At 63.5% G+C, this 25342-nt stretch carries 24 protein-coding genes and 2 tRNA genes; 16 read left to right on the forward strand and 10 right to left on the reverse strand.

Translation table 11 applies throughout. From position 1 onward, the window contains the following. Window positions 1–11: 11 nt before the first annotated feature. The 5 genes from AC2FMM_RS00305 (at window position 12) to AC2FMM_RS00325 (ending at window position 7186) form a co-directional block, all read left to right on the forward strand. A complete protein-coding gene (locus AC2FMM_RS00305) occupies window positions 12–3224 on the forward strand; it encodes a reductive dehalogenase (protein WP_496795475.1) in 3213 nt (1070 codons plus the stop codon). A 126-nt stretch (window positions 3225–3350) separates the two neighbouring features. Beyond that, a complete protein-coding gene (locus AC2FMM_RS00310; RefSeq protein WP_496686772.1) occupies window positions 3351–4217 on the forward strand; it encodes an FAD binding domain-containing protein in 867 nt (288 codons plus the stop codon). Beyond that, window positions 4214–4693, forward strand: a complete 480-nt coding sequence (locus AC2FMM_RS00315) for a (2Fe-2S)-binding protein (RefSeq protein WP_170435415.1) — start codon at window positions 4214–4216, stop codon at window positions 4691–4693. The genes AC2FMM_RS00310 and AC2FMM_RS00315 overlap by 4 nt, the downstream gene beginning before the upstream one ends. Next, window positions 4693–6948, forward strand: a complete 2256-nt coding sequence (locus AC2FMM_RS00320) for a xanthine dehydrogenase family protein molybdopterin-binding subunit (protein ID WP_496795476.1) — start codon at window positions 4693–4695, stop codon at window positions 6946–6948. The genes AC2FMM_RS00315 and AC2FMM_RS00320 overlap by 1 nt, the downstream gene beginning before the upstream one ends. Beyond that, window positions 6941–7186, forward strand: a complete 246-nt coding sequence (locus AC2FMM_RS00325) for a MoaD/ThiS family protein (RefSeq protein WP_496679068.1) — start codon at window positions 6941–6943, stop codon at window positions 7184–7186. The genes AC2FMM_RS00320 and AC2FMM_RS00325 overlap by 8 nt, the downstream gene beginning before the upstream one ends. Before the next feature lie 292 nt (window positions 7187–7478). Here AC2FMM_RS00325 and AC2FMM_RS00330 read toward each other — a convergent pair whose 3' ends face one another. Continuing rightward, window positions 7479–8624 (reverse strand): hypothetical protein, encoded by a 1146-nt coding sequence (locus AC2FMM_RS00330; protein WP_496711526.1) that lies wholly within the window; start codon window positions 8622–8624, stop codon window positions 7479–7481. Between the two features lie 92 nt (window positions 8625–8716). Continuing rightward, window positions 8717–8791: transfer RNA gene (locus AC2FMM_RS00335), tRNA-Thr, on the reverse strand. 83 nt (window positions 8792–8874) lie between these two features. Between AC2FMM_RS00335 and AC2FMM_RS00340 the strand changes: the two genes are divergently transcribed. The 10 genes from AC2FMM_RS00340 to AC2FMM_RS00385 all read left to right on the forward strand — a co-directional run bounded on the left by AC2FMM_RS00340 (window position 8875) and on the right by AC2FMM_RS00385 (window position 15611). Continuing rightward, window positions 8875–9030, forward strand: a complete 156-nt coding sequence (locus AC2FMM_RS00340; RefSeq protein ID WP_496711525.1) for a hypothetical protein — start codon at window positions 8875–8877, stop codon at window positions 9028–9030. 5 nt (window positions 9031–9035) lie between these two features. Next, entirely contained in the window at window positions 9036–10301 is a 1266-nt protein-coding gene (gene murA / locus AC2FMM_RS00345; protein ID WP_496679064.1) for a UDP-N-acetylglucosamine 1-carboxyvinyltransferase, read from the forward strand. Next, entirely contained in the window at window positions 10301–10777 is a 477-nt protein-coding gene (locus AC2FMM_RS00350) for a DUF2948 family protein (protein ID WP_496795477.1), read from the forward strand. Before murA ends, AC2FMM_RS00350 begins: the two co-directional genes overlap by 1 nt. Further along, complete coding sequence (locus tag AC2FMM_RS00355; RefSeq protein ID WP_496795478.1) at window positions 10778–11314, forward strand: GNAT family N-acetyltransferase; 537 nt, start codon at window positions 10778–10780, stop codon at window positions 11312–11314. A 63-nt stretch (window positions 11315–11377) separates the two neighbouring features. Beyond that, window positions 11378–12679 (forward strand): histidinol dehydrogenase, encoded by a 1302-nt coding sequence (gene hisD / locus AC2FMM_RS00360; protein WP_496795479.1) that lies wholly within the window; start codon window positions 11378–11380, stop codon window positions 12677–12679. Between the two features lie 128 nt (window positions 12680–12807). Beyond that, window positions 12808–13605, forward strand: coding sequence for a hypothetical protein (locus AC2FMM_RS00365; RefSeq protein ID WP_496795480.1), 798 nt, complete (start codon window positions 12808–12810; stop codon window positions 13603–13605). A gap of 83 nt (window positions 13606–13688) precedes the next feature. Then, on the forward strand, window positions 13689–14168 hold the full coding sequence (locus AC2FMM_RS00370) for a UPF0262 family protein (RefSeq protein ID WP_496679056.1): 480 nt from the start codon (window positions 13689–13691) through the stop codon (window positions 14166–14168). A gap of 3 nt (window positions 14169–14171) precedes the next feature. Further along, on the forward strand, window positions 14172–14630 hold the full coding sequence (locus AC2FMM_RS00375) for an arsenate-mycothiol transferase ArsC (protein WP_496686785.1): 459 nt from the start codon (window positions 14172–14174) through the stop codon (window positions 14628–14630). Next, the gene (locus tag AC2FMM_RS00380; RefSeq protein WP_496795481.1) at window positions 14627–15025 is read left to right on the forward strand and encodes a ketosteroid isomerase-related protein; all 399 of its coding nucleotides are present in this window, start codon (window positions 14627–14629) and stop codon (window positions 15023–15025) included. Before AC2FMM_RS00375 ends, AC2FMM_RS00380 begins: the two co-directional genes overlap by 4 nt. Continuing rightward, window positions 15018–15611 (forward strand): GNAT family N-acetyltransferase, encoded by a 594-nt coding sequence (locus AC2FMM_RS00385; protein ID WP_496795482.1) that lies wholly within the window; start codon window positions 15018–15020, stop codon window positions 15609–15611. The genes AC2FMM_RS00380 and AC2FMM_RS00385 overlap by 8 nt, the downstream gene beginning before the upstream one ends. 125 nt (window positions 15612–15736) lie before the next feature. Here AC2FMM_RS00385 and AC2FMM_RS00390 read toward each other — a convergent pair whose 3' ends face one another. The 8 genes from AC2FMM_RS00390 to AC2FMM_RS00425 all read right to left on the reverse strand — a co-directional run bounded on the left by AC2FMM_RS00390 (window position 15737) and on the right by AC2FMM_RS00425 (window position 24390). Next, complete coding sequence (locus AC2FMM_RS00390) at window positions 15737–16708, reverse strand: adenylate/guanylate cyclase domain-containing protein (RefSeq protein ID WP_496686788.1); 972 nt, start codon at window positions 16706–16708, stop codon at window positions 15737–15739. Window positions 16709–17320: 612 nt separating this feature from the next. Then, window positions 17321–17397: transfer RNA gene (locus AC2FMM_RS00395), tRNA-Met, on the reverse strand. Between the two features lie 78 nt (window positions 17398–17475). Continuing rightward, window positions 17476–18456, reverse strand: coding sequence for an alpha/beta fold hydrolase (locus AC2FMM_RS00400; protein WP_496712910.1), 981 nt, complete (start codon window positions 18454–18456; stop codon window positions 17476–17478). A gap of 76 nt (window positions 18457–18532) precedes the next feature. Beyond that, on the reverse strand, window positions 18533–19333 hold the full coding sequence (locus AC2FMM_RS00405; protein ID WP_496742402.1) for a PaaX family transcriptional regulator C-terminal domain-containing protein: 801 nt from the start codon (window positions 19331–19333) through the stop codon (window positions 18533–18535). Window positions 19334–19384: 51 nt separating this feature from the next. Continuing rightward, the gene (gene paaZ, locus AC2FMM_RS00410; RefSeq protein WP_496795483.1) at window positions 19385–21415 is read right to left on the reverse strand and encodes a phenylacetic acid degradation bifunctional protein PaaZ; all 2031 of its coding nucleotides are present in this window, start codon (window positions 21413–21415) and stop codon (window positions 19385–19387) included. A gap of 43 nt (window positions 21416–21458) precedes the next feature. Beyond that, the gene (locus tag AC2FMM_RS00415; RefSeq protein ID WP_496679045.1) at window positions 21459–22811 is read right to left on the reverse strand and encodes a TRAP transporter large permease; all 1353 of its coding nucleotides are present in this window, start codon (window positions 22809–22811) and stop codon (window positions 21459–21461) included. Continuing rightward, window positions 22808–23314 (reverse strand): TRAP transporter small permease, encoded by a 507-nt coding sequence (locus tag AC2FMM_RS00420; protein ID WP_170434228.1) that lies wholly within the window; start codon window positions 23312–23314, stop codon window positions 22808–22810. The genes AC2FMM_RS00415 and AC2FMM_RS00420 overlap by 4 nt, the downstream gene beginning before the upstream one ends. Before the next feature lie 56 nt (window positions 23315–23370). Continuing rightward, window positions 23371–24390, reverse strand: a complete 1020-nt coding sequence (locus AC2FMM_RS00425) for a TRAP transporter substrate-binding protein (protein WP_496795484.1) — start codon at window positions 24388–24390, stop codon at window positions 23371–23373. Window positions 24391–24555: 165 nt separating this feature from the next. Between AC2FMM_RS00425 and paaG the strand changes: the two genes are divergently transcribed. Continuing rightward, window positions 24556–25341, forward strand: coding sequence for a 2-(1,2-epoxy-1,2-dihydrophenyl)acetyl-CoA isomerase PaaG (gene paaG, locus AC2FMM_RS00430; RefSeq protein WP_496679042.1), 786 nt, complete (start codon window positions 24556–24558; stop codon window positions 25339–25341). Window position 25342: the final 1 nt, after the last annotated feature.

Consider the following 25342-nt stretch of genomic DNA (forward strand, 5'->3'; position numbering starts at 1 on the left):
GGAGGCACGCGATGGGGATCCGCTTTTTCTCGGACAAGAACCGACCCGTTCACATGGGTCCTTATCCGCTCGAGCGGCTGCGGCGACAGGATACGCTGCCCGATCTGTCGGCGCTGGCCCCGATGTCGGTGCTGAGTTTTGACCGCCCCGAGCAGCCCCACAGCATCGTCAACGCGATGGGCGAGTTTCAGGCGATGCTGGACACCATCCGAGATGGCTTCGTCAATCCGGCCCGAGCCGAGATGCCCCATGACCCGGTCGAGCGCGCCAACCACCTGAAGGCATTCGGTTATTTCAACGATGCCTCGATGATGGGCTGCGGGCCTCTGCCGCCGCAGGCGCTGCTGGATCGGCCCCGGCGCAATCCCGATATCGACCGGCTGGCCCATGCGCTGCAGACCCGGCAGACGAAGACCCTGGCCTCGGGGATTGACATGATCATGGCCGACCTGCGCGACAGCGTGGCAGCCCAGCCCGGGCCAATCACCGCCCATCGCCATGCGATCGTGTTCCTGTACGAACATCACCGCGACCCGGACCCGGCCGAGCCTGGTGCCGAATGGATCTTGGATGCGCAGGACCACCGCGCCTGCCTGCTGGCCACCGAAAACGCGGTGGTGATCGCCAATTACATCCGTCTGTTGGGGTATGACGCGCGGGCGCATTCGGTGATGTCCTCGGACGTGGACCTGCCGCGCCTTGCCGCCGCAGCCGGGTTGGTCTGGGCCGAGGGTGGCACCGCCGTGGCCCCTTGGCTGGGGCATCGGTTTGGCCTGGCCGCTGTGACCACCGAGATGGAAATCGCCCATGATCGCCCGCTGGCCCCGCGCGACCGGCAGCCGTGGTTCAGAACCCAAGGCCCCGCGTGGTGGCTGGGCGCTGGCTTTGCCAAAAACGCGCTGAACCGCGACCCTTTCGCCCGCCGCCGCTATGCCGATGGCGCGCACCCGTTCGAAACGCTCAAACGCGTGGACAGCCCGACCACCTATATCGACGAGGCAAACGTGGCCCGCGTGCCCAAACGCGCCGATATGTTCGCGCGGGCGCAGTTCGGCGATATGGGCACACCGCTGCAGGATGCGGCCAAAGGCGGGCATTACGTCCGAAAATCCGCGCCCAGCTTTGCGCAAAGGCGTGCGCTGGGGGCGTTCGTCCTGCTGCAGGACGGCGACAGCGCCGATGGCCCCAAACCCAATGACGCAGATCGCAACGCCGCCAACCTGAAGGCGGCCAGCTATTTCCTTGGCGTCGATGCCGTGGGCCTCAGCCGGTGCCCCGATTGGGCGTGGTATTCCCACGACGCCACCGGCGAGGAAATCGTGCCGCCCCACGATCAGGCCGTCAGCATGATCATCGACCAGGGCTATGAGACGATGGAGGGCGCCTCGGGCGATGACTGGATCAGCGTCGCCCAGTCGATGCGCGCCTATCTGCGGTTCTCGCTTCTGGGCGGTGTGATCGCCCAGCAGATCCGCAACCTGGGCTACAAGGCCAAGGCGCATACGGTGATGGATGGCGAGGTGCTGCAGCCGCCGCTGTTGCTGCTGTCGGGGCTGGGCGAGGTCAGCCGCATCGGCGAGGTGATCCTGAACCCCTATCTGGGCCCGCGCCTCAAGTCGGGCGTCGTGACGACCGACATGCCGATGGCGCATGACAAGCCCATCGACTTCGGCCTGCAGCGATTCTGCGAGAGCTGCAACAAGTGCGCTCGCGAATGCCCCTCGGGGGCGATCACCGCTGGGCCCAAGCTGATGTTCAACGGCTACGAGATCTGGAAATCCGACAGCCAGAAATGCGCCACCTACCGGATCACCACGCCCGGCGGTGCGATGTGTGGGCGCTGCATGAAGACCTGCCCGTGGAACCTCGAAGGCATCTTTGCCGAACGCCCCTTCCGCTGGGCCGCGATGAACATCCCCGCTGCAGCGCCCGCGCTGGCACGGCTGGATGACGCGCTGGGCAATGGCGGGCTGAACGACACCAAGAAGTGGTGGTGGGATCTGGAGCTTCAGTCCGACGGGGCTTATCGCCCCACGAAACACCCGCTGAACCGACGCGATCTGCAAAAGGATCTGGACCTGAAATACGAGGACCAGACGCTGGCCGTCTATCCCGCCCCGCTTGCGCCGCATCCCTGGCCCTATCCCTTTGCGATGGATCGCGAGGCCGGGATCGCCGCCTATCAGGCCATGGTCACGGTCGGGGAATACAAGGCCCGTCTGGCCGCCGGGGATACGTCGGTGGTGCATCGCTACACGATTGCCGGCGACGCCCCGGTCATGCGGGTCGAGGTGACCAAGGTCGAGAAGATGACGCCGTATGTCAGCAAATACGAGTTCTCGGCCCCGGATGGCGCGCCTCTGCCGGAATGGACGGCGGGCGCGCATCTGGACGTGCTGGTGGCCCCCGAGTTCCTGCGCCAGTATTCTATGTCGGGCGACCCCGCGGACCGGTCGAAATACCAGATCGGCGTGCTGCGCGAGAATGAAGGCCGCGGCGGATCGGCCCTGCTGCACCGGATCTTCACGCCGGGCCGCAAGGTGTTCGTGTCAAAACCGATCAACCATTTCGAACTGGACGAAACCGCCACCCGCACCCTGCTGATGGGCGGCGGCATCGGGATTACCCCAATGATCGCCTTCGCCCATCGCCTGCACGCGCTGGGGCGCGATTTCGATCTGCACTATTCCGTCCCCTCACGGGAAAAGGCCGGGTATCTGGCCGATCTGGCCGCCGCGCCCTGGGCGGACCACGTGCATCTGCATGTCTCGGACGAAGGCACCCGCGCCGATCTGGACTCGATCCTGGCGGGCTATCGCGACGGCTGGCATGTCTATACCTGCGGTCCCGACCGGTACATGGAGGCGGTGATGCAGGCTGCCGAACGTCAGGGCTGGCCCGAGGTGGCCCGGCATCTGGAGTATTTCTCGGTGCCCGAGCAGCCCGAATATGAAAACCACCCGTTCACCCTGCGGTTGGCACGGTCAGGGCGTGACCTTGAGGTGCCCGCCGACAAGGACGCGGCGCAGGTGCTGAACGAGGCCGGCATCCATGTCGACGTGAAATGCGCCGACGGCATCTGCGGCGTGTGCAAATGCGGGCTGATCGGGGGCGAGGTCGAGCATCGCGATTTCGTCCTGTCGAACAAGCAGCGGGAATCGGCGCTGATTCTGTGCCAGAGCCGCGCGGCCGAGCCGGGCGGGGTGGTCGAGATCGACCTCTGACCCCGGTCGGAAAGCGACATTTGCAGGCAAAAAAATAGGTCGCGCGGGCCATGGACGCCGCCGCGCGGCTGCTCTAACGTCGCCCCAAACCCAGTGAACCCTGACCAACAGGCGCGAGGTACAATCATGCAATATCACCGCCCCGCCAGCTTTGCCGAAGCTTCGGATCTGGCTGCCCATGCAACGGGCATCACGCGGTTTCTGGCCGGCGGCACCGACGTCTTGGTGCAACTGCGGTCCGAGATCGTGACCCCCGACACCCTGATCGACATCAAGACCATCGACGGGGTGCGCGACATCACCCGCCACGCCGACGGAAGTTGGACGCTGGGCGTGGCCGTCACCGGTGCCGAGATGAACGAACACCCCCAACTGGGCCGAGAGTGGCCTGGTGTGGTCGAGGCGATGGACCTGATCGGCTCGACCCAGATTCAGGGCCGTGCCACGCCGGTTGGCAACCTGTGCAATGGCTCGCCCGCCGCCGATTCCGTTCCGGCCATGGTTGCTGCGGGGGCGAGCGTGACGGTGACCGGCCCCGCGGGCGATCGGGTCGTGGCGGTCGAGGACATCCCGACCGGCCCCGGCAAGACCTCGCTGGCGCAGGGCGAACTGATCTCGGCCCTGCACATCCCGGCGCGGGGCGAGAACGGCGGTGACGCCTATCTGCGCTTCATTCCGCGCACCGAGATGGACATCGCCGTGGTCGGAGTGGGCGTGAACCTGCGCATCGATGGCGACACCATCACCGAGGCCCGTGTTGCGCTGGGCGCCGTGGCGCCTACCGTCCTGCTTGTCGAAGACTGCGCCCGGGCGCTGATCGGCACCACGCTGGATGATGCCGCGTTGGCGGCGCTGGCCGCCGCCGCCTCGGCCGCCTGCAAACCCATCGACGACAAACGCGGCACGATCGAATTCCGCACCGAAGTGGCCGGCGTTCTGGCAAAACGCGCCGCGAAAATCGCCTATGCCCGCGCCAAGGGAGAAACCGCATGACCAAGCATCACGTCACCACCACCGTCAACGGCGACACGGTCGAATACCTGTGCGACGCGCGCGAAACCCTACTGGACTGTCTGCGCGACAAGTTGAACCTGACCGGCGCCAAGGAAGGCTGCGGCACCGGCGATTGCGGGGCCTGCTCGGTCACGCTGGACGGGCGGCTGGTCTGTTCCTGCCTCGTGCTGGGGGTCGAGGCCGAAGGCAAGCAAATCGAAACCATCGAAGGCATGGCCGAGGGCGAAACCCTGCACCCGCTGCAGCGCAAGTTCATCGAACATGCCGCGCTGCAATGCGGGGTCTGCACGCCGGGCGTTCTGGTCGCCGCCAAGGCGCTGCTGGAAAAGAACCCCGACCCGACCGAGGAAGAGGCCCGCTATTGGCTGGCCGGCAACCTGTGCCGCTGCACGGGTTATGACAAGATCATCCGCGCCGTTCTGGACACGGCCGCCGAGCTGCGGGAGGCTTCGTAATGGCACTCGACGATCGCAAGTCGCACTTCACCTTCGTGGGCACCCGCCCGAACCGCCCCGACGGGCTGGACAAGGTCACGGGCCGCGCCCGGTTCGGGGCCGACGTGACCGCGCCGGGCATGCTGTTCGGCGCCATCCTGCGCTCGCCCCACGCCCATGCGCGGATCGTCCGGATCGACACCTCGAAGGCCGAGGCGCATCGGGACGTGAAGGCCGTGGTCACCCGCGCCGATTTCGCCGATGTCCCGTTCAAGCCGGGGCTTGAGGGCGAATTCTGGAACGTTCTGGAAAACGTCATGGCCGGGGAAAAGGCGCTCTATGACGGGCATGCCGTGGCGGCGGTTGCGGCCAGTTCGGCGCTGGCGGCGCGGGATGCGCTCAAGCTGATCGAGGTCGAATACGAGGTGCTGCCCCATGTCACCGACGTGGACAAGGCTATGGCGCCCGACGCACCGGTGATCCGCGAAGGCGCGGCCGATTATTCGGTGCCCGAGGGCATGCATCCCAACGTCGTGCGCTATCACGAAAGCGGTCACGGCGATGTTGAGGCGGGCTTTGCCGAGGCCGATCTGGTGATCGAGGATCAGTTCGTCACCGAGGCCACCCACCAGGGCTATATCGAACCGCACGCCTGCCTTGCCTCGCTGGGCGCTGACGGCAAGGGCGAGCTGTGGTGCTGTACGCAGGGCCACTGGATCGTGCAGAAGACCTGTGCCGCGCTGCTGGGGATCGAAACCGCGCAGCTGCGCGTGACCGCATCGGAAATCGGCGGCGGGTTCGGCGGCAAGACCACCGTATTCATCGAACCGGTGGCGCTGGCGCTGTCGCGCAAGGCCAACCGTCCGGTCAAGATCGTGATGTCCCGGTCCGAGGTTCTGAGGGCCACGGGGCCGACTGCCTCGGCCTCGATGGACGTCAAGATCGGCATGAAAAAGGATGGCACCATTACTGCCGCCCAAGGCGTGTTCCGTCTGCAAGGCGGTGCCTTTCCGGGCGCGCCAGGCGACATGACCGCGATGTGCGCCTTTGCCCCCTACAACCTGACCAACGTGCGGCAGGTGGGGTATGACGTCATGTCCAACCGCCCGAAACAGGCCGCCTATCGCGCGCCGGGCGCGCCGATGGGGGCGTTTGCGGTAGAATCGGTCATCGACGAGCTGTGCAAGAAACTGGGTCTCGACCCGGTCGATGTGCGCCTGAAGAACGCCGCGCGCGAGGGCACCAAGGCCAGCTATGGCCCCACCTATGACCGGATCGGCCTGGTCGAGACGCTCGAGGCCGCCAAGGCCCACCCGCATTATTCCGCGCCGCTGAAGCCGGGTCAGGGGCGCGGCATCGCCTGCGGGTTTTGGTTCAACCACGGCGGCGAGACGTCGGTGTCGCTGGCCCTGTCCGAAGACGGCTCGGCGCAGCTGATGGTCGGTACGCCCGATATCGGCGGCTCGCGCGCGTCGATGGCGCTGATGGCGGCCGAAGTGCTGGGCATCCCGTACGAGAACATCCGCGTGACCATCGCCGACACCGCCACGCTGGGTTACAACGACGTCAGCCACGGCTCGCGCGTGACCTATGCCAGCGGTCTGGCCACGATAAAGGCGGCGCAGCACGCGGTCGAGAAACTGTGCGAACGCGCGGCGGCCAAATGGGGCATCCCCGTGGACGCGGTGAAATGGGAAAACGGCTGCGCGGTGCCATCCGGCCCCAACGCGGGCGACTTCGACCCGCTGCCGCTGGCCGAGATCACCGCTGACATGGGGCGCACCGGCGGCCCGATCTCGGGCCATTTCGAGGCGACCCCCGAAGGCGCAGGCGTGTCGTTCGGCACCCATATCGTCGATGCCGAGGTCGATCCCGAAACCGGCAAGACCTCGATCACCCGCTACACGGTCATCCAGGACGCGGGCAAGGCGATCCACCCCGCCTATGTCGAGGGCCAGTACCAGGGCGGCGCGGCGCAGGGCATCGGCTGGGCGCTGAACGAGGAATACATCTATGGCGAGGATGGCCGGCTGCAGAACCCGGTGTTCCTCGACTATCGTATTCCGGTGGCCAGCGACCTGCCGATGATCGACACGGTGATCGTCGAAGTGCCCAACCCCGGCCACCCGTTCGGCGTGCGCGGCGTGGGTGAAACCGGCATCGTGCCGCCGCTGGCGGCCATCGCGAATGCGGTTTCGAACGCGGCGGGCGTGCGGATGCGGCAACTGCCGATGTCGCCGCCGCGCATTCTGGCCGCGCTCAAGGACAATGGTTGAGGTCCATCTCTGGTCCGGCCTCCGGTCTCTGACCGGGGGTCAGGAGGTGGTCGAGGTTGAGGCCGAGACAACCGGCGAGCTGCTGCGCGAACTGGTGCGTCTCCATCCGCAATTGCAGGCGCCGATCGATGCGGGCGTGTCCATTGCCGTCAATGGCAGGATCATTGCAGCGGGTCTGTCCGAACCCATTCCCGACGGGGCCGAGGTCTATCTGATGCAGAGGTTGCGGGGCGGCTAGGCGGGGAAAGACACGGTCATTTCGGCGACAGGGCCTGATGATCGGTCCTTCCCCTGACCCTGCCGAAGTACCCCCTCGTTAAAAAAACACCATAAAACAGATCAGCAGGGGTGAGTTCCACCTGTATCCGAATATGGGCATATGTGGTGCCGAAAGGTGTCATAATTTTGTGATTTTGCCCGTTTGCATCCTGACGTCGCGTCAACATGACGCTTCGGTTCGTCATGGCCAGCGCGCTGCTTGAATCTGGAGGATGCAGAGGCAAACCGTGCGATTTTGGCGCGGAAATTGGTCAGTCTGCGGCCCGTTTTCCAAAGATCCGTGTAAACCAGCCTCTATTTTTCTGCGGAGGTGCAGCAATCGGTTCGGGGCTGGTTGCCGGCTGGTAGTCCTTGAAGATTTCAAAACCCTGCTGGGCAGTGTTCAAGGCGCTTTCCAGAAGCCTTTCTTCTTCGGGGTCGAATATACCTCGGGCGGCATTCTGGAATGCCTGGGCAAAAGGCTGGTCAATATTCAGATGGTCAGGTGCAGGTTTCTGTTTCGTGGTCGCCTGCAGCGAGACGTTGAACCGTGCCTCGATCAGGGGGCGTTCTTCGTCCCATTTTGCAAGCACATCGTCGAAAACCTTTTTCGGCAGGAAGGTTTTATTTGAATCGTCAAATTTTTCCCCAAGGCCTTTTACTTTGGGGTGTGTCGTTGGGTTGTGCCTGATACTAAAGACGCCCAGTTCTTTCCGGAAGCCCATCAACACCAACCCGGTCTTGTAGCCGAATGATCTAGTGTTTGCGTATTTTTCCGGCCCGTCTTCAAGGTACGGTATATCTAAAGCCTGACAGAAATCGCGCACGACGCCGATCCGGGCAGCTTGTTCGTAGGAGCGAACCAGCATCGTCCCGTGCTGTGCAAATTCAGCAAGAGAATCCTTATAGCCCTTGTGAACATATCGTCTGGCAATTCTCGGCAGAGCCTTCAGGAATTGGGGATACGCTTCGGCGCTTCCGGCAATGCCTTGCAATGTTCTGGAGTTGATAAGGTCAATAGGATGCCGGAGATAGGCCAGAAAAATAACTTCGATGTTTTTGGGCAGGCCGGAAAATACTTCGGTACGAAGGCCTTGCACAGAATTGAAGAGGGTCTCATCCGAGGTCAGAAAAGAGTGCAAGTGTTCGGACTCGGCAAACTCGCGAAGTTCCTGTGCCCAATCGATCGATGTGGCCGGGACGTCCCGCCTGGGCGTTTTGAAAAAATACTCTGACCCGTCAATTTGGGGGACGCCAATCGGGTTTCCATCTGCACCTTTCGGGCGCCTGGACAGATCGAACGGAAAGGCGATGCCTGCCTCCCGCAGCTGCGGAGCATGTCTGACAAGGTACCTTTGAATGGATGTCGTGCCCGTTTTGGGCAGCCCCACATGAAAAACAAGACGTTTCGGAGTCATGGAAATACCTCTGCTGCGGGTTGGGTACAGCACCACACCGCGCCGCGCAAGCTACGCCGCAACACGTCTAAATCCTGCAATTTCAAGAGAGATGGTGCTGCTGGAGAGAATTGAACTCTCGACCTCTCCCTTACCAAGGGAGTGCTCTACCTCTGAGCTACAGCAGCGCTGTGGGCGGGTGATTAGACTCAAACGAAACGGGGCGCAAGGGTCTCTGGACGGTTTTTTTCACCTCCTGTAGAGAAAGATCATGTCAGACAAAAATTCACCCAAAAAACACGGCAAATCCGGCGATACGCGCGAGGATCGGCTCAAGGCCGCTCTCAAGGCGAATCTCGCGCGGCGCAAGGCGCAGGCCAAGGCGCGGGCGGGCTCGGACGGCAAGGCCGGTCAGGACAAGGGCTAGAGCAGATGGATTCGATTCTTGTAACGGGCAACGGGCCGCTTCATGGCCGAATCCCGATCGCGGGGGCAAAGAATGCCTGCCTCACACTGATGCCGGCCACGCTGCTCAGCGAAGAACCGCTCACGCTGACCAACGCGCCGCGTCTGAGTGACATCAAGACCATGACCGCGCTGCTGCAGTCGCTGGGGGCCGAGGTGTCGGCCCTGCAGGACGGGCAGGTTCTGGCGATGTCCAGCCACGACCTGACCAGCCACACCGCCGATTACGAGATCGTGCGCAAGATGCGTGCCTCGAACCTCGTTCTGGGGCCGCTCTTGGCGCGATTCGGTCAGGCAGTGGTTTCGCTGCCGGGCGGCTGCGCCATCGGGGCGCGGCCGATGGACCTGCATGTCGAAGGGCTGGAAGCCCTGGGCGCTGAGATTGAGCTGAAGGACGGCTACTTGCACGCCAAGGCGCCGAACGGGCTGAAGGGCGCGGTGCATGAAATGCGCTTTGCCTCGGTGGGGGCCACCGAGAACATCGTGATGGCCGCGACGCTGGCCAAGGGCACGACGGTTCTGAAAAACGCCGCGCGCGAACCCGAGATCGTCGATCTGGTGCAATGCCTGCGCAAGATGGGCGCGCAGATTCAGGGCGAGGGGACCTCGACCATCGAGATTCAGGGCGTCGACCGGCTGCATGGCGCGACGCACCAGGTGGTGACCGACCGGATCGAACTGGGCACCTACATGCTGGCCCCCGCCATCTGCGGCGGCGAAGTCGAGCTGCTGGGTGGCCGCCTGTCGCTGGTCGAATCCTTCGTGGAAAAGCTGACTGCCGCCGGGGTCGATGTCGAGGAAACCGAACAGGGCCTGAAGGTCTCGCGCAGGAATGGCCGGGTGCGCGCGGTCGACGTGGTGACCGAGCCTTTCCCGGGTTTCCCCACCGACCTGCAGGCGCAGATGATGGCGCTGATGTGCACGGCCGATGGGGTTTCGGTGCTGGAGGAGCGGATTTTCGAGAACCGCTTCATGCACGCCCCGGAACTGGTGCGGATGGGCGCGCAGATCGAGGTGCATGGCGGCACTGCGACGGTGACCGGGGTCGAGCGCCTGAAGGGCGCGCCGGTGATGGCCACCGATCTGCGGGCCTCGGTCTCGCTGATCCTGGCCGGTCTGGCGGCCGAGGGCGAAACACTTGTCAGCCGGGTCTATCATCTTGACCGCGGATATGAGCATGTGGTCCGCAAGCTGGAAGGCGTGGGCGCCAAAATCGAACGGATCAAGGGCTGATGGCAGACGCAACATTTGAAGATGGGCGCGAGGCGCCGCTGAACCTGGGCGCGTTGGACGCCGACGACCTGCGGGTGATCGCGGCGCTGGGGCAGGATGCCGTGTTCCCGGTGACCGAAATGACATGGCGCCCGGCCGAGCGTCGGTTTGCGCTGCTGCTCAACCGGTTCCGGTGGGAAGACAAGGAGGCCGCCGAGCGCCGCGACCGCCCCTACGAGCGGGTGCAGTCGGTGCTGGTGTTCGATTCGGTCCTGGCGGTGGCCAGCCAGGGCATCACCCGGTCCGACAAGGACCTGATCCTGTCGCTGCTGGATATCGAGTTCCACCCGGCCGAGGACGGTGCTGGCGAGGTGCTGCTGACGCTGGCCGGCGATGGCGCGATTCGTCTGACGGTCGAGGCGCTCGAGGCCACGCTCAGGGACGTCACGCGCCCTTACCGCGCGCCCTCGGGGCATGCGCCCAAGCACCCGGTCTAGGTGAAGAACAAGCGCGGGATATCACAGGTATTCTCCGCCGCGCCGAAGGGTGAAGAGATTCGCCGCGCCACCCTGTTCGACCTGTTCGAGATGAGCCGGGTTCTGACCCGCTCGATCGAGAGGCTCTGCGTGGACGACCACGGCAACGATGCGGACGTGATCGCCCGCTGGACGGCGAACAAGACACCGAAGGCTCTGCGGAACTACCTGTCGAACTCGGATGACGAGGTCTGGCTGTTTCTGAGGGATGGCAGGCTTGCCTCGGTCGGGGCGCTGGGCGAGGTCGAGCCGGGGCAGGGCACCGGGCGCATCACCCTCAACTACGTGGACCCGGATTACCGGGGGCAGTGCGCAAGCTCCACCATGCTTTCCCATCTCGAATCGCGCCTCTCGGCCGTCGACGTGACCGAGGCGCGTATCACCAGCACCGCCACCGCGCACCGGTTCTACTTGTCGCGCGGGTGGGTGGACGCAGGACAGCCGCGCGCCGGGCGCTGGATCGTCGGATACCCGATGCGCAAATCGCTGCACCCCTGATCTAAGCCCTTGAGGCGCGGGCCGCCCCCGGATATTCCCCGCAGGACTGCCGGAGACACCATCATGCCCGTTTTCCTTGATACCACTGCGCCCGACTTCGAAACCGCCTTCGCCGACCTGCTCTCGGCCAAGCGCGAGGACAGCCCGGACGTGGACGCGGTCGTCGCGCAGATCATAGCGGACGTTCGGTCGCGCGGTGATGCCGCCGTGATCGAGCTGACCGCGAAATTCGACCGGCTGGAGCTGACGCCGGACACGCTGGCCTTCACGGCCGGGGAAATCGATGCCGCGATCGAAGGCGTCTCGGCCGAGGACCGCGCGGCGCTGGAACTGGCCGCCGGGCGCATCCGGGCCTATCACGAACGCCAGATGCCGCAGGACCGTGAATGGACCGACGAGGCGGGTGCGACCCTGGGCTGGCGCTGGTCGGCGGTGTCCGCCGCGGGGCTTTACGTGCCAGGCGGGCTGGCCTCTTACCCGTCCTCGGTGTTGATGAACGCGATCCCGGCCAAGGTTGCGGGGGTCGAACGTCTGGCCATCGTGGTGCCCACGCCGGACGGACAGGTCAACCCGCTGGTCCTGCTGGCCGCGCGCCTGTCGGGCGTCGATGAAATCTACCGCATCGGCGGCGCGCAAGCGATTGCGGCGCTAGCCTATGGCACCAAAACCATCGCGCCGGTGGACAAGATCACCGGGCCGGGCAACGCTTTTGTCGCGGCGGCCAAGCGGCGGGTGTTCGGCAAGGTCGGCATCGACATGATCGCGGGGCCGTCCGAGATCCTGGTGATCGCCGACAGGGACAACGATCCCGACTGGATCGCGCTGGACCTGCTCAGCCAGGCCGAGCATGACGAAAGCGCCCAGTCCATCCTGATCACCGACGACGCCGCTTTCGGCCGCGCGGTGGCCGAGGCGGTGGACAAGCGGCTGGAAACGCTCGAGCGCCGCACGATCGCCGGGGCCAGCTGGCGCGACTATGGCGCCATCATCACCGTGCGCGATCTGGACGAGTCCGCGGCCCTGTCGAACCGCATCGCGCCGGAACACCTGGAACTGTGCGTGGCTGATCCGGTGGCGCTCAGCCAAAAGACGATCCACGCTGGCGCCATTTTCCTGGGCCAGTACACGCCCGAGGCCATCGGCGACTATGTCGGCGGCCCGAACCATGTGCTGCCCACCGCGCGTTCGGCGCGGTTCTCGTCGGGCCTTTCGGTTATGGATTTCCTCAAGCGAACCACGCTCAGCCGCATGACGCCCGAGGCTCTGCGTGCCATTGGCCCGGCGGCCGAGCAGCTTGCGCAGTCGGAAAGCCTTGAGGCGCACGGGCTATCGGTGGGGGCGCGGCTCAAGCGGCTGAACGGCTGATCTAGGGACAATTGCGGTGGGGTCACATCCGGCCCGGGACTGCCGCGGCCGGCGCAAAACCACTTGCGGTGGTCGTCCGACCCGTGCGTTTTAACCGGTGATGTCTTAGGACAAACCCGGAGCCGAAATTGGAACGTGTCGCAACCCTCTGGATCGGAGAGCGCTTCAGCTTTCTGGAGCATCTGTGCCTGAAGTCCTTTGCCGATCTCGGCCAGACTCCGATCGTTTATCATTATGGCGAGTTGCAGGACATTCCGAGTTACGTCGAGGCCCGCGACGCACGCGAGATTTTCGATACGCCCGAGATCTATCGCGATCCGATCACGCGGTCGGTCGCCGTGCACGCGGACCTGTTCCGCCTGAAACTGCTGCAGCAGACCGACCAGATATGGGTCGATGCCGACGCCTATGCGGTCAAACCTTTCCAGACCGATCAGGGCTATTTGTTTCCAGCGGCCAACCGCAGGCGGCAACGCATCATGAATGGCGTTCTTGCCCTGCCGATCGACAGCCCGGCCCTGGCCGAAATGTGCGCCTTTGCCTTTGACGGCGATCTGGTGCCGCCCTGGTGGCCCGAGGAACAGCAGCGCGCCTATCTTCAGATCTTCGGGCGCTCGACCTACTGGAGCCTGCCGATCTTCAGCTTTGGCCCGCCGATGTTGTTTCACTACCTTTTTCCGACGCCGGAACATGCCAAGGCCATCTCGCGGAAATCGCTGTATGCGATTCCGCTGCGCCACCGGGCACTGTGGAACGAGCCGGATCAGGACAAGCTTGAGTTCCTGGACTGGCAGAACCAAACTTCGATCCATTTCTACGGGTCCTGGTTCCGCAAGATATTCAAGGACCGCGACATCAATCCCGGCTCGCTGGTTGACACCTTGCTGCGCAAGCACGGCATCGACCCCAACGATCACCCCATCTAACCTTGCGTCCGGCCGGTTTCGCGCGTTGTCCCGCGGGCATAGGTGCGCTAGGTCTGGCCTGACCTGAACGGAAGTCGATGACCATGACCCGCATTTCGCATATCGAACTGGACGATCGAAACCTGCCGCCGCCCACACCGGAAATCGAGCAGGAGCGCAAGGTCGCCATCTATGATCTGCTCGAGGAAAACTCGTTCACGCTGCCCAAGCGCGACGACCGAGTGGTGCCCGATGGCCCCTATCACCTGCAGCTGTCGATCCGCGACAAGCGGCTGGTGTTCGACGTCAGCACCGAAGATAGCCAGAAAGCCGCCGAGTTCCACCTGTCGCTGGGCCCGTTCCGGCAGGTGGTCAAGGACTACTTCCAGATCTGCGAAAGCTACTTCGATGCGGTAAAGACCCTGCCGCCCAGCCAGATCGAAACCATCGACATGGCCCGGCGCGGCATCCACAACGAAGGCAGTCGGGTCCTGCAGGAACGGCTGGAGGGCAAGGCCGAGATCGACGCCGATACCGCCCGCCGCCTGTTCACGCTGATCTGCGTGCTGCACTTCGGAGGTTGACGGGTGAAGCCTCTGCCGCATTCGGTCCTGTTCTGCTGCGACCACAACGCGGTGCGCTCGCCCATGGCCGAAGGTATCATGAAGAAATTCTATGGCACGGGCACCTACGTGCAGTCGGCCGGTGTGCGCAACGACTTGGAAATCGACGGGTTCAGCATCGCCGTCTGCCAAGAGATCGACGTGGAACTGTCACGCCACCGGTCGCGGTCGTTCGACGAGATGCAGGAATGGGGCGACGATCTCAGCTCCTTCGATCTGATCGTGGCCCTGTCGCCAGCCAGCCAGCGCAAGGCGCTGGAACTGACGCGGGTTTTTCACCTGGATGTCGAATACTGGCCAATAATGGACCCTACCGGACTGGGCGAGACGCGCGAAGAAAAGCTACACCACTACCGTCAGACCCGCGATCAGATCATCAAGCACCTGAAGGATCGCTGGGGGGAACCTACGGAGATCGCATGACCCAGACTGTCCAAGCCTATTTCGATGCCTTCAACGCCGGGGATGTGGCCGGCATGCTGGCCTGCCTGTCCGACGACGTGGCCCATCACGTGAACGAAGGCCAGATCCGCGTCGGCAAAGACAAATTCGCCGAATTCTGCGCGCATATGAACCGCTGCTATCGCGAGACCCTGACCGACATTGTGATCTTCGAGGCCGAGGGCGGCACCCGCGCCGCCGCCGAATACATCGTTATCGGCACCTATCTGGAAACCGATGCCGGCCTGCCTGCGGCCTCGGGTCAGACCTATCGCCTGCCCGCCGGGTCGTTCTTTGACCTCGAGGACGGCAAGATCACCCGCGTGACCACCTATTACAACCTGGCTGACTGGGTGAAGCAGGTGTCGGGTGGCTGAGGTCACTGCCGTCCGCGCCCTGACCGGCGAGGCGTTGTCGGCTGCGCTGGACGACGTGGCGCGGCTGCGCATCTCGGTGTTCCGCGACTGGCCCTATCTCTATGACGGCGATCTGGACTATGAGCGCAGATACCTGCGATCCTACCGTGACAGCGACCGGGCGATCGTCGTCGGCGCCTTTGACGGCGACCGGCTTGTGGGGGCCGCGACCGGCGCGCCGCTGGCCGACCATGCCGAGGATTTCGCAGCCGCTTTCGACAGCACCGGGCTGGAGTTGTCGAAGATCTTCTACTGCGCCGAATCCGTACTGCTACCCGAGTATAGGGGGCAGGGCGTCGGACATGCGTTCTTTGATATGCGCGAGGGTCACGCGCGGGGCTTGGGCTTAGCCAAGTCTGCCTTCTGCGGCGTGCAGCGTCCGGACGACCACCCGATGCGGCCCGCAACCTACCGCCCGCTGGACGATTTCTGGCGCGCGCGCGGGTACGGTCCGCTGCCCGGGGTGATCGCCCAGTTCTCGTGGAAGGATCTGGGCGAGGCATCGGAAACCCAAAAGCCTTTGCAGTTCTGGATCAGGGATTTGTGAGGCGGCTCTGCACAAGCTTTCAGGTGTTTCGATCAAGCATGGATCTTGGAGTTCGGATGAACGACCGCTGTGCAGGCGTTTCGTTCATTCGGCGATGACCACATTCGGCCTGCGCAACGTCAAATTCACCGTTTCCATTCCAGCCTATGAAGCAAATGCCTTCCTTCAAAACCTTTGAAAAACACAGATACGGGCTCTGAAAACTTCATGTCCGGAGCGTTCTCAGCCATGGTGCATGTGGCGTTGGATACCAAGATCTGACCAGCAGAGGCCATGGTTGTTATCCTGGCAGCCTTGTTTACCACAGCACCAAAGAAGTCACCGCGATTCTGAACGACTTCTCCGGTGTGGATGCCGATGCGCAAACCAAGTTGCGGGTCCTGATTTTGGGAAACAACGGCCTTCTGCATTTCAACGGCAGCTTTCAAGGCTTGCTGTGCCGAAGGGAAGCTCGACAACGTGCCATCTCCAAGGGATTTCACGAACTGACCGCCCTGCGCCTCCACGATGTCTGCAATATCGCGAAAGTGGTCATTGATCAGGCTCGACCAGCGTGCATCGCCCAACGCAGCCGCCAATTCCGTGCTGGCTTCCAGATCGGTGAACAGGATCGAAGCCAATCCCTCAGATTGTTCCAGCTTCGGACCTTCGTCTCTCGCCGCATCGACCAGCCGCTGTATGGCTGTTTGTTCCGTGCCCATATGAACAGCGTTCGGTACTGGTGCAGAACCATGTCGCTGAACTATTTTCCACCGGGCCCCATCCAAAACAAACACGTATGTTTCGCGTTGAAGGCTGGGTTCGGGCAAACCTGAAAAGTGGACCCGATAAACGAAAGACGCCCAGCCGGTTTCGCCGTTCTCGAACGCCTCGGCCTCGATTTCTTCCACGGCAAGTATGTCAGGCACTTCGCTGAAAAAATCGGCAACCCCTTCGCTTACAACCGAACCGTTCCAATATTCGTTCTCGGCCGTGCCAATGAAGCGCATTTCTTCGGCGGTAGAGAAAAAGCCCGGCAGAATTTCGGTGTTGCGGGTGAGGATGGCCTGATGCATCCGGCGCGAAATCGCAAGCAACTCTGGAGACGGCCGTATCATCTTGCTGTGTACGGCGGTCTGAGCAGATTTGTGGCTTCGCGTTCTGGCACAATCAACTCCGATGGGGTTACCCAGACTATGCTGATGGTCAGCGTTTCACCAATCAAGGTTTATTTGTTCCGGAGAATCGATGGTGTCGGCTTCGATCTCACATCAGCATTGGCGTTTCTTTCGTATCGATTAGGGCAATTCATCTATACACCTCTCGCCTGTAGCCGATAGCTTTGCCGGGCCTGTTTCTGCGGCGGGGCCGGCAGGGTCCAGTCGAAATCTGCGATCGAGAACGCCCTTTAAGGGTTCGAGGAAGGGCCCCTAAATGACAAAACAAAGCGTCTTGGCAAAGCCGATCCTGGCATGGGGCGGATCCAGACGCTGGCTCAAGCGAGCGTTGTGACGCCGATCGTCGACTACATAACATGTGACCCTGAGGCGGAGCGCAACAAACGCGACAAAGTTATCTTCGGTATCCGAATCCGAAAGCACGTGACGCCGTGCGCAGTTTTATCTCGGAGATCGTTGTCTCTCCGGCCGACGAAGACGGCGTGCCGGTCGAGGTCAAGGGCTGCCTCGGCGCCTTGGTTTCTAACCGTTCGGAAAAGGTGGGGGGTTCGGTGGTAGCGGAGGAGGGACTTGAACCCCCGACACGCGGATTATGATTCCGCTGCTCTAACCAACTGAGCTACTCCGCCAAGGTGAGTGGCGATTTACGGGAGGTGCCCGAGAGGGTCAAGAGGGAAAAATACTCAATCCACCAGATTTCTTTCTGGTCAGGCCTGTCTCGGTTTGGAAGGCGTCGGGTCGGTTCGCGGAGCATTGTTTGCGACGCGACGGACGAAATCTGCGCAGTCATCGGGCGCCGTCATCGGAATCATGTGGCCCTGCCCTGCAAGCCGCTCGTACACGAGACCGAAGTCAGCCATGGATGCGCCTTGGCATTCCGGCGACAGGATAGGGTCGTCGGCGCCGAACAGGATCCCGCCGGGAACCCGCAAGTCGCCATAGCGCGCGACCTGCGAGTCAATGCTCGCGTCCACACCGGCCAAATCTTGCGATCCGGTCACATAGGCCGACGGCCGCAGGCCCAGGGCGCCCCCGGCGCGGTCCAGAAAGTCATCCGGCGCCGGCTCGGGGGCGAAGGCCTGGTCGATGACATGCGGCGCCGTGAGTCTGGCCAGCGGCACCGCGATCGTGTTGGCGATCAGATGGCGCACCCTTTCGCTGCGGATCTCCAGCGCCTTGAAGATGGCAGGGGTCTCGGGCACCCGATGCGTCAACGGCGCCAGCAAGGCCAGACCGCGGACGTGGTTGGGGTAGTCCAGCGCCATGGCCAACGAAACCGCTCCGCCAAGGGAGTGTCCGACCAGAAGCGGGTCTTTGACGTGGATCGCCTGCAGGAACTCGTGGATCATGCGGGCTTGTTCGGGCAGGGTTGCCAGCCGCGCGCAATCTCGGGTCGAATACCCGCAGCCGGGACGGTCCAGCGCGATCACGTAAAACCTGTCGGTCAGCCGGTCGGCCATTTCATAGGTGAAGTGCTGCAACTGCCCGGTCAGCCCGTGGATCATCACAAGGGCCGGTCTGGACGGGTCGCCCGCGGCGACATAGTGGATACTGCCACCGTCAACCGGCACGATCCGCCCCGCCTGCGGCACGCGTCTGGTGCCTGTCTTCGTCAGGTAGCGTGTCCACAGGTGCAGCCCGATGAGCAGCAGGCAGACTGCGGTCACGGCGATCGGCAGCAGGGTCATAGGCAGGGCCTCGTGTCAGGGCGTGTCGCCCATGAGGATAGGCCAAGAGCGGCACCAAGAGGAACCCACCGCCGGATCAGTCGTCATTCAGGTCGCCGGGCCGGGGGCGCGGCAGTTGGTCCAGCAGGCGGAACACCTGCGCCCTACAGGCCGGGCCGGTCCAGTCCGGCGGGCAGAAACCGTCGGGCAGGTCGGGCAGACGCAGAACGACGCGCCGCCACCGATGCACGATCAAAGTGCGTAGGGTGCCGATCTGACAGGGCGTGGGCTCCCAACTGGCCGGGCGGTCCTGAGACACGTGGCGGACGGTCTCGTGCAAGGATCGGCAAGCCGCGCGCAGATCCGACGGGAACAGCTTTTCATGCACCCATTGCGGAACCGAGCGGGCAGTAACCTCAAGGATCAGCAGCTCGTCCTGGTCCTCGGGCGGTGCCCCCGATCCCAACGCGGCGTTGCGCGCGATCGGCGTGTAATCGTGGCTGAGCAGAATGTCCTCGAGCAGCCGGGTGCCGGTGCCATCCTCGGCGATCAGCAGGTGCAACGGCGCATCTGGCGCAGGGTCGCGGGCATAGATGCGCGGGGTGACCCGGGCCGACTGCGTGCGGCCATATTCGGTCAGGAAATGCATCGAGACGCGCCCGATCCGGTCGCTTTCGATCCAGCCATCCTTGCGCAGACGGTGCAGGGCGACGCGGATCGCCTCGGGCTTGATGCCCATCGGTTCGATGATGCGGCCCAGCGCCCCACCCGATATCTTGGCGCCGCGCTCCTGCGCCATGTCGCCGAACAGCGACACGATGATCGACCAGACCCGCTGATTCTGCGGGTCAGCCAATTCGGCCACGGCCTTGGTGAACCACGGATGCGCGTTGGTCATACACTCAGTCTATCCGGCCTGGCGGTGCAAGAAAAACACTTTGCCGTGCGCTCAGTAGGCGTTCATGGTCAGCAGTTCGTATTCGGCGACCTTCTCGTCATCCTGATTGGTCAGGGTCACGTGCCAGCGCACCTCGCCATAGTCGTCGGTGCGGCGGGTCTTTTGCTTGACCGTCAGGCGGACGTTGATGCTGTCGCCGGCCACGACCGGCTTCATGAAGCGCAGGCCGTCCAGCCCTGTATTGGCCAGCACCTGCCCCTCGTTCGGTTCGACGAACAGGCCGGCGGCAAAACTCAGCAGCAGATAGCCATGCGCCACCCGGCCCGGAAAGAACGGGTTTCTGGCCGCCGCGTCCTCGTCCATATGGGCATAGAAGGTGTCGCCTGTAAAATGGGCGAAATGTTCGATGTCGTCCAGCGTGATGGTCCGAGGCGCCGTGTGCAGCGTCTCACCGATCTGCAGTTCCCCGAACTTGCGGGTGAAGGGATGCGCCGGACCTTGGATCTCGGGCGCGCCGGGGATCCATTTCCGGCCGATCGTCGCCAGCATCCGGGGCGAGCCCTGCAAGGCCGTGCGCTGCATGTAGTGTTTCACGCCGCGCACGCCGCCCATCTCTTCACCGCCGCCGGCGCGGCCGGGGCCGCCATGGACCATGTGCGGCAGGGGCGAGCCATGGCCGGTGGATTCCTGCATCGAGTCGCGGTCGTTGATGTAGATCCGCCCGTTGAAGGCAGCCGCGCCCATCACCACCTGGCGCGCGACCTCGGGGTCATGGGTGATCAGCGAGGTGACCAGCGACCCCTGGCCGCGATTGGCCAGCGCGATGGCGTGGTCCAGATCGCGGTAGCCCATGATGGTCGAGACCGGGCCGAACGCCTCGGTGTCATGCACATGCTTGGCGGCGTCGGGATCGGCGCAGTGAAACAGCATCGGCGGTACGAAGGCGCCTTTTGTGGCGTCGGCGCCGATCACCTCGAAGGCATCCGGGTCGCCGAATACGCGTTCGGCTTCTTGCCCGATGAGGCTGGCCTTGGCCAGAACGTCGGCCTTCTGCCCGTTCGACACCAGCGCGCCCATGCGCGTGCCGTCCAGCCGCGGATCGCCGATCGTGGTCTGCGCCAGCTTGGCTGAGATCGCGGCGATCAGCGGCTCGACCTGCGCCTGGGGTGCGATGATGCGGCGGATGGCGGTGCATTTCTGCCCGGCTTTCGTCGTCATCTCGCGTACGACTTCCTTGACGAACAGGTCGAATTCGGGCGTGCCGGGTGCCGCGTCGGGGCCAAGGATCGAGGCGTTCAGGCTGTCCTGCTCAGCCACGAACCGCACCGAGTTGGTCACGATCACCGGGTTCTGCCGCAGCTTCATCGCGGTGTCGGCCGAGCCGGTAAAGCTGACCACGTCCTGACAGGTCAAATGATTCAGCATGTCGCCCAGCCCGCCCGAGACCAGCTGCAGTGCGCCGCCGGGCAGGATGCCGCTGTCGAGCATGATCCGCACGGCCAGTTCGGTGACGTAGCAGCTGTTGGTGGCCGGCTTGACGATCGCCGGAACCCCGGCCAGCAGGGTGGGGGCCAGTTTCTCAAGCATCCCCCAGACCGGGAAGTTGAAGGCGTTGATATGCACCGCGACCCCTTGCAACGGGGTGCAGACGTGCTGGCCCAAGAAGGTGCCGTTCCGCGACAGCTGCTCGACATCGCCATCCAGATAGACATGGCCGTCGGGCATCTCGCGCCGCCCTTTCGAGGCAAAGACGAACATGGTGCCGATGCCGCCGTCGATGTCGATCAGATGATCCTTCTGCGTGGCGCCGGTTTCAAAGCTGAGGTCATAGAGCGCCTGTTTCTGTTCCGACAGCGCCTGCGCCAGCGCCTTGAGCATCTTGGCGCGTTCATGGAAAGTCAGCCGGCGCAGGGCAGGCCCGCCCACGTCGCGGGCATGGGCCAGCATCGCCTGCACGTCCAGCGCGTCGTTTCCGGCGGTGGCGAAGGGCTCTCCGGTGATCGCCGAGGCGATGGTGCGGGCCCCGGCTCCGGGCGCAACCCACTGGCCCGCGGCGAAACTGGAAATCTGTTTCAGAGACATGAAATGCTCCTGTATTGGGGCCGCTTTGCGCGGCGAAATGTGCTCAGTGACCCAGCGCGCCCATCTGTTGCGGCAGGTACAGAACCACGATCGGAACCAGAACGATCAGCGCCAGGCGGAAGATGTCGGCCACCCAGAACGGGGTCACGCCGCGAAAGATCGTGCCGGTCGAGACATCCCCCACCACGCCTTTCAGGATGAACACGTTAAGGCCCACCGGCGGGGTGATCAGCGAAATCTCGGTTACCACCACCACGACGATGCCGAACCAGATCGGGTCATAGCCCAGCGAGGTCACCAGCGGGAAAAATATCGGAACAGTCAGCAGCAGCATCGACAAGGATTCGAATACGCAGCCCAAGATGATGTAGATGCCGAGGATCATGAGGATCACCACGAACGGCGCCACGTCATAAGCGGTGACCATGGCGATCAGCGCCTCGGGCAGACCGGCCAGGTTGATGAAGTTCGAAAAGATCTGCGCACCGATCAGCACCGCGAACAGCGCGGCTGCGGTAAAGCAGGTTTCCTTCAGCACCTCAAAGGTCGATCCCACGGTCAGCCCACCGCGGAACAGCGCGATCAGAAAGGCGCCGGCGGCGCCCATGCCAGCGGCCTCGGTCGGCGAAAAGGTCAGGTTCAGCGGTTCGAAATCGAACACGCCATACAGCCCGCCGATCACCAGGAAGAACAGCAGAAGCACCGCCCAGACGGACCCCAGCGCGCTGATGCGCTCGCCCCAGCTGGCGCGTGCACCGGCCGGGCCGGCCTCCGGGTTGCGCCAGACGGTCCAGCGCACGGCGAACAGGTAGAACAGGATGCCCAGTGCGCCGGGAATGATGCCGGCCATGAACAGCTTGCCGATCGAGGTTTCGGTCAGCAGCCCATAGATGACCAGGATGACCGAGGGCGGGATCAGGATGCCCAGCGTTCCGCCGGCTGCGATCGAGGCGGTCGAGAGCTCGTCGGAATAACCGTAACGGCGCATCTGCGGCATGGCGACTTTGGACATGGTCGCAGCGGTGGCCAGCGACGATCCGCAGATCGCCGAGAACCCGCCGCAGGCCGCCACGGTCGCCATGGCGATACCGCCGCGCATGTGGCCCAGAAAAGCGTTGGAAACCGCATAAAGTTCGCGCGCCATGCCACCCTTGTTGACGAACAGGCCCATCAGGATGAACAGCGGCACGACCGACAGGCCGTAATCCTGCGCGGTATCGGTGATCTGGCGGCCAACCATCGACATCGCGGCCTTCAGCCCGCGCTCGTCAAAGATCGAGCCGCCGCGTTCATAGGCGAAGCCCAGCGTACCGACCAGCCCCATGGCAAAGACAATGGGCAGGCGCATTAGCACCAGGATCAGGACAAGGGCAAATCCAATCAGTGCAGCGGTCATTGGGAGGTTTCCGTCAGGGTTTTGGGTGCGAAAAGGTGCAGCAGGCCGGTGATGATCATCACCACGGCGGTGATCGCCACCGATGCAGTGATGAACCAGCCAACGAGGTAGGTCGGGATGCTGAGATATTCGGTAACATCGCCGTAATCGCGGGCGCGCTCGGCCAAGACCCAGACGCGCTGGACCGGCCAGTACAGCATGACGCCGCTGAGAATATAGATCACCGCGTCGCGAAGGCGGCTGAGCCGCAGGCGGTGGAAGATACCGTCGGTCAGGTCCACGGCGATATGCCCGTTGGTGACCGAGATGATGGGCAGCACCGAGAACACCAGAATCGCCATCAGGATGCGCGTCAGTTCGGTGGCGGCCTCGATCGGCGCGTTGAAGACCGACCGCAAGATCACGTCGCAGAAGGTCATCACCATCAGGATGAACAGGGCCGTGCAGGCGACAATCACCGGCAGGACGCTGGCGCGCCGTACAAGCTGGATGAGAGGGGTCATCGGGTGGCTCCGGAAGGGGCTGGATGGGGGCGGCCAGTGCCGCCCCGCATCAAAGATCAGTTCGAGGACATTTCTGACTTGATCATGTCATAGGCGGCTTGCGCATCGACGCCGGCTTCGTTGACCTCGGCAATGACCTTGGCGCGGACGCCCTCGGCGATCGTCGCGAACTTTTCCATGTCCTCGGCGCTGGCCTCTTGGATGGCGTTGCCTTCGGTGGCTTGGGTCTCATCCCGGCCGATGGCGTCGATCTCGTCCCAGATCTTGCCGATTTCGCGGCTCAGCGGCTCGCCGAACACGTTTTCCTCCAGTGCTTGCTGGATGTCTTCCGGCAGGGCGGCAAACGTGTCTTCGTTCATGATAAAGGCAAACGACCCGCGATACAGGCCGCCCGGCATCTCATAGACGTTCGGGGCAACCTCGGTCAGCTTGAAGCCCTTGCGCGATTCGAACGGCATGACCACGCCATCGGCGGCCTTTGAGGCCAGCGTTTCATAGACTTTGGGGGCCGGAACCTGGATGCCGGTCGCACCCAGTGCGGTGCCTACGTCGCCACCGACACCACCGGGGATACGAACCTTGAGGCCCGAAATCTGGTCCATCGAGGTCACCGGGCTGCTGGTGTGCAGCTGGGCCGGGCCGTGGGTGTGCAGGGCGATGACCTTGACGCCGCGATGTTCGTCGGCCGCCTTCAGATACTTGTCATAGGCCCGCCAGTACGCGACCGAGGCGGCCTCGGCCGAACCCTCATAACCCGGCAGTTCGATCAGCTTGGTCGTCACGAAACGGCCCGGCTGATAACCGTGGAAGATGATCGACGCATCCGCCGCACCATCCATGATCAGGTCCATCTGGGCGGGGGGCGGGGCGATGCCCAGCTTCAGCTCGGCGGTCACCTTGCCGTCGGTGGCCTCTTCAACCATCTCGACGAATTTGGGCCACATCTTGGCGTTGATTCCGTGGGTGGGCGGCGCCCAGCTGGAAATCGTCAGGGTGTAGTCCGCTGCAAATGCCACGCTGCCCGATACTGCCAGGGCAGCAGTCGCCAACAGCGTTTTGATCCCGTTGAGTTTCATGACTGGTTTCCTCCTCCAAAACATGAGTCATTAATGCGTTAATGGTCACTTTTGTAACCATCAACCGGCCGAAAGCCGGATTCGGCACTTCGTCGGAGAAATTTATTGACCAACCGTTCGGTTAATGCAAGAAGAATATCGAAACGAATGCAAAGCGAGCGGCCCATGAGCGATACGATTCTTGCGCAGTGGCATGGAAATTATGTGGAAATCACTCTCAACCGCCCTGATCGCCTGAACAGTTTCACCGAAGAAATGCATCATGCCCTGCGCCGCGCCATCGAAAGCGCGCGCGATGAGGGCGCGCGGGCGATCCTGCTGACCGGGGCCGGGCGTGGGTTCTGCGCCGGGCAGGATCTGGCCGATCGCGACCCGTCGAAAATGGACGGTCCGCCGGATCTGGGCCACACGGTTCGCACTTTCTATGCGCCGCTGGTGCGGTTGATCCGGTCGCTGAACTTTCCGGTGATCTGCGCGGTCAATGGCGTGGCCGCGGGCGCGGGCGCCAATCTTGCGCTGGCCTGCGATATCGTGCTGGCCGCCGAGTCCGCGAAATTCATCCAATCCTTCGCCAAGGTCGGGCTGATCCCCGATACCGGAGGCAGTTGGCACCTGCCGCATCTGCTGGGCGAGGCGCGTGCCAAGGGGCTGGCTCTGACCGGCGAGCCTTTGGCGGCGAAAACGGCCGAGGACTGGGGCCTGATCTGGAAAGCCCTGCCTGATGCCGATCTGATGAGCGAGGCGCGCGCGCTGGCCGAACGCCTGTCGAACGGTCCGACGCTGGGCCTGGGCCTGACCAAGCAGACCATCCAGGCCGCCGCGACCAACAGCCTGACCGATCATCTTGAGATCGAGGCCGACGCCATGAAGACCTGCGGTGAATCCGCCGACTATGCCGAAGGCGTCGCGGCCTTTCTGGAAAAGCGCAGCCCGGAGTTTCGGGGCAAATGAG

This window comes from Ruegeria sp. BHSC043 (assembly GCF_059612985.1).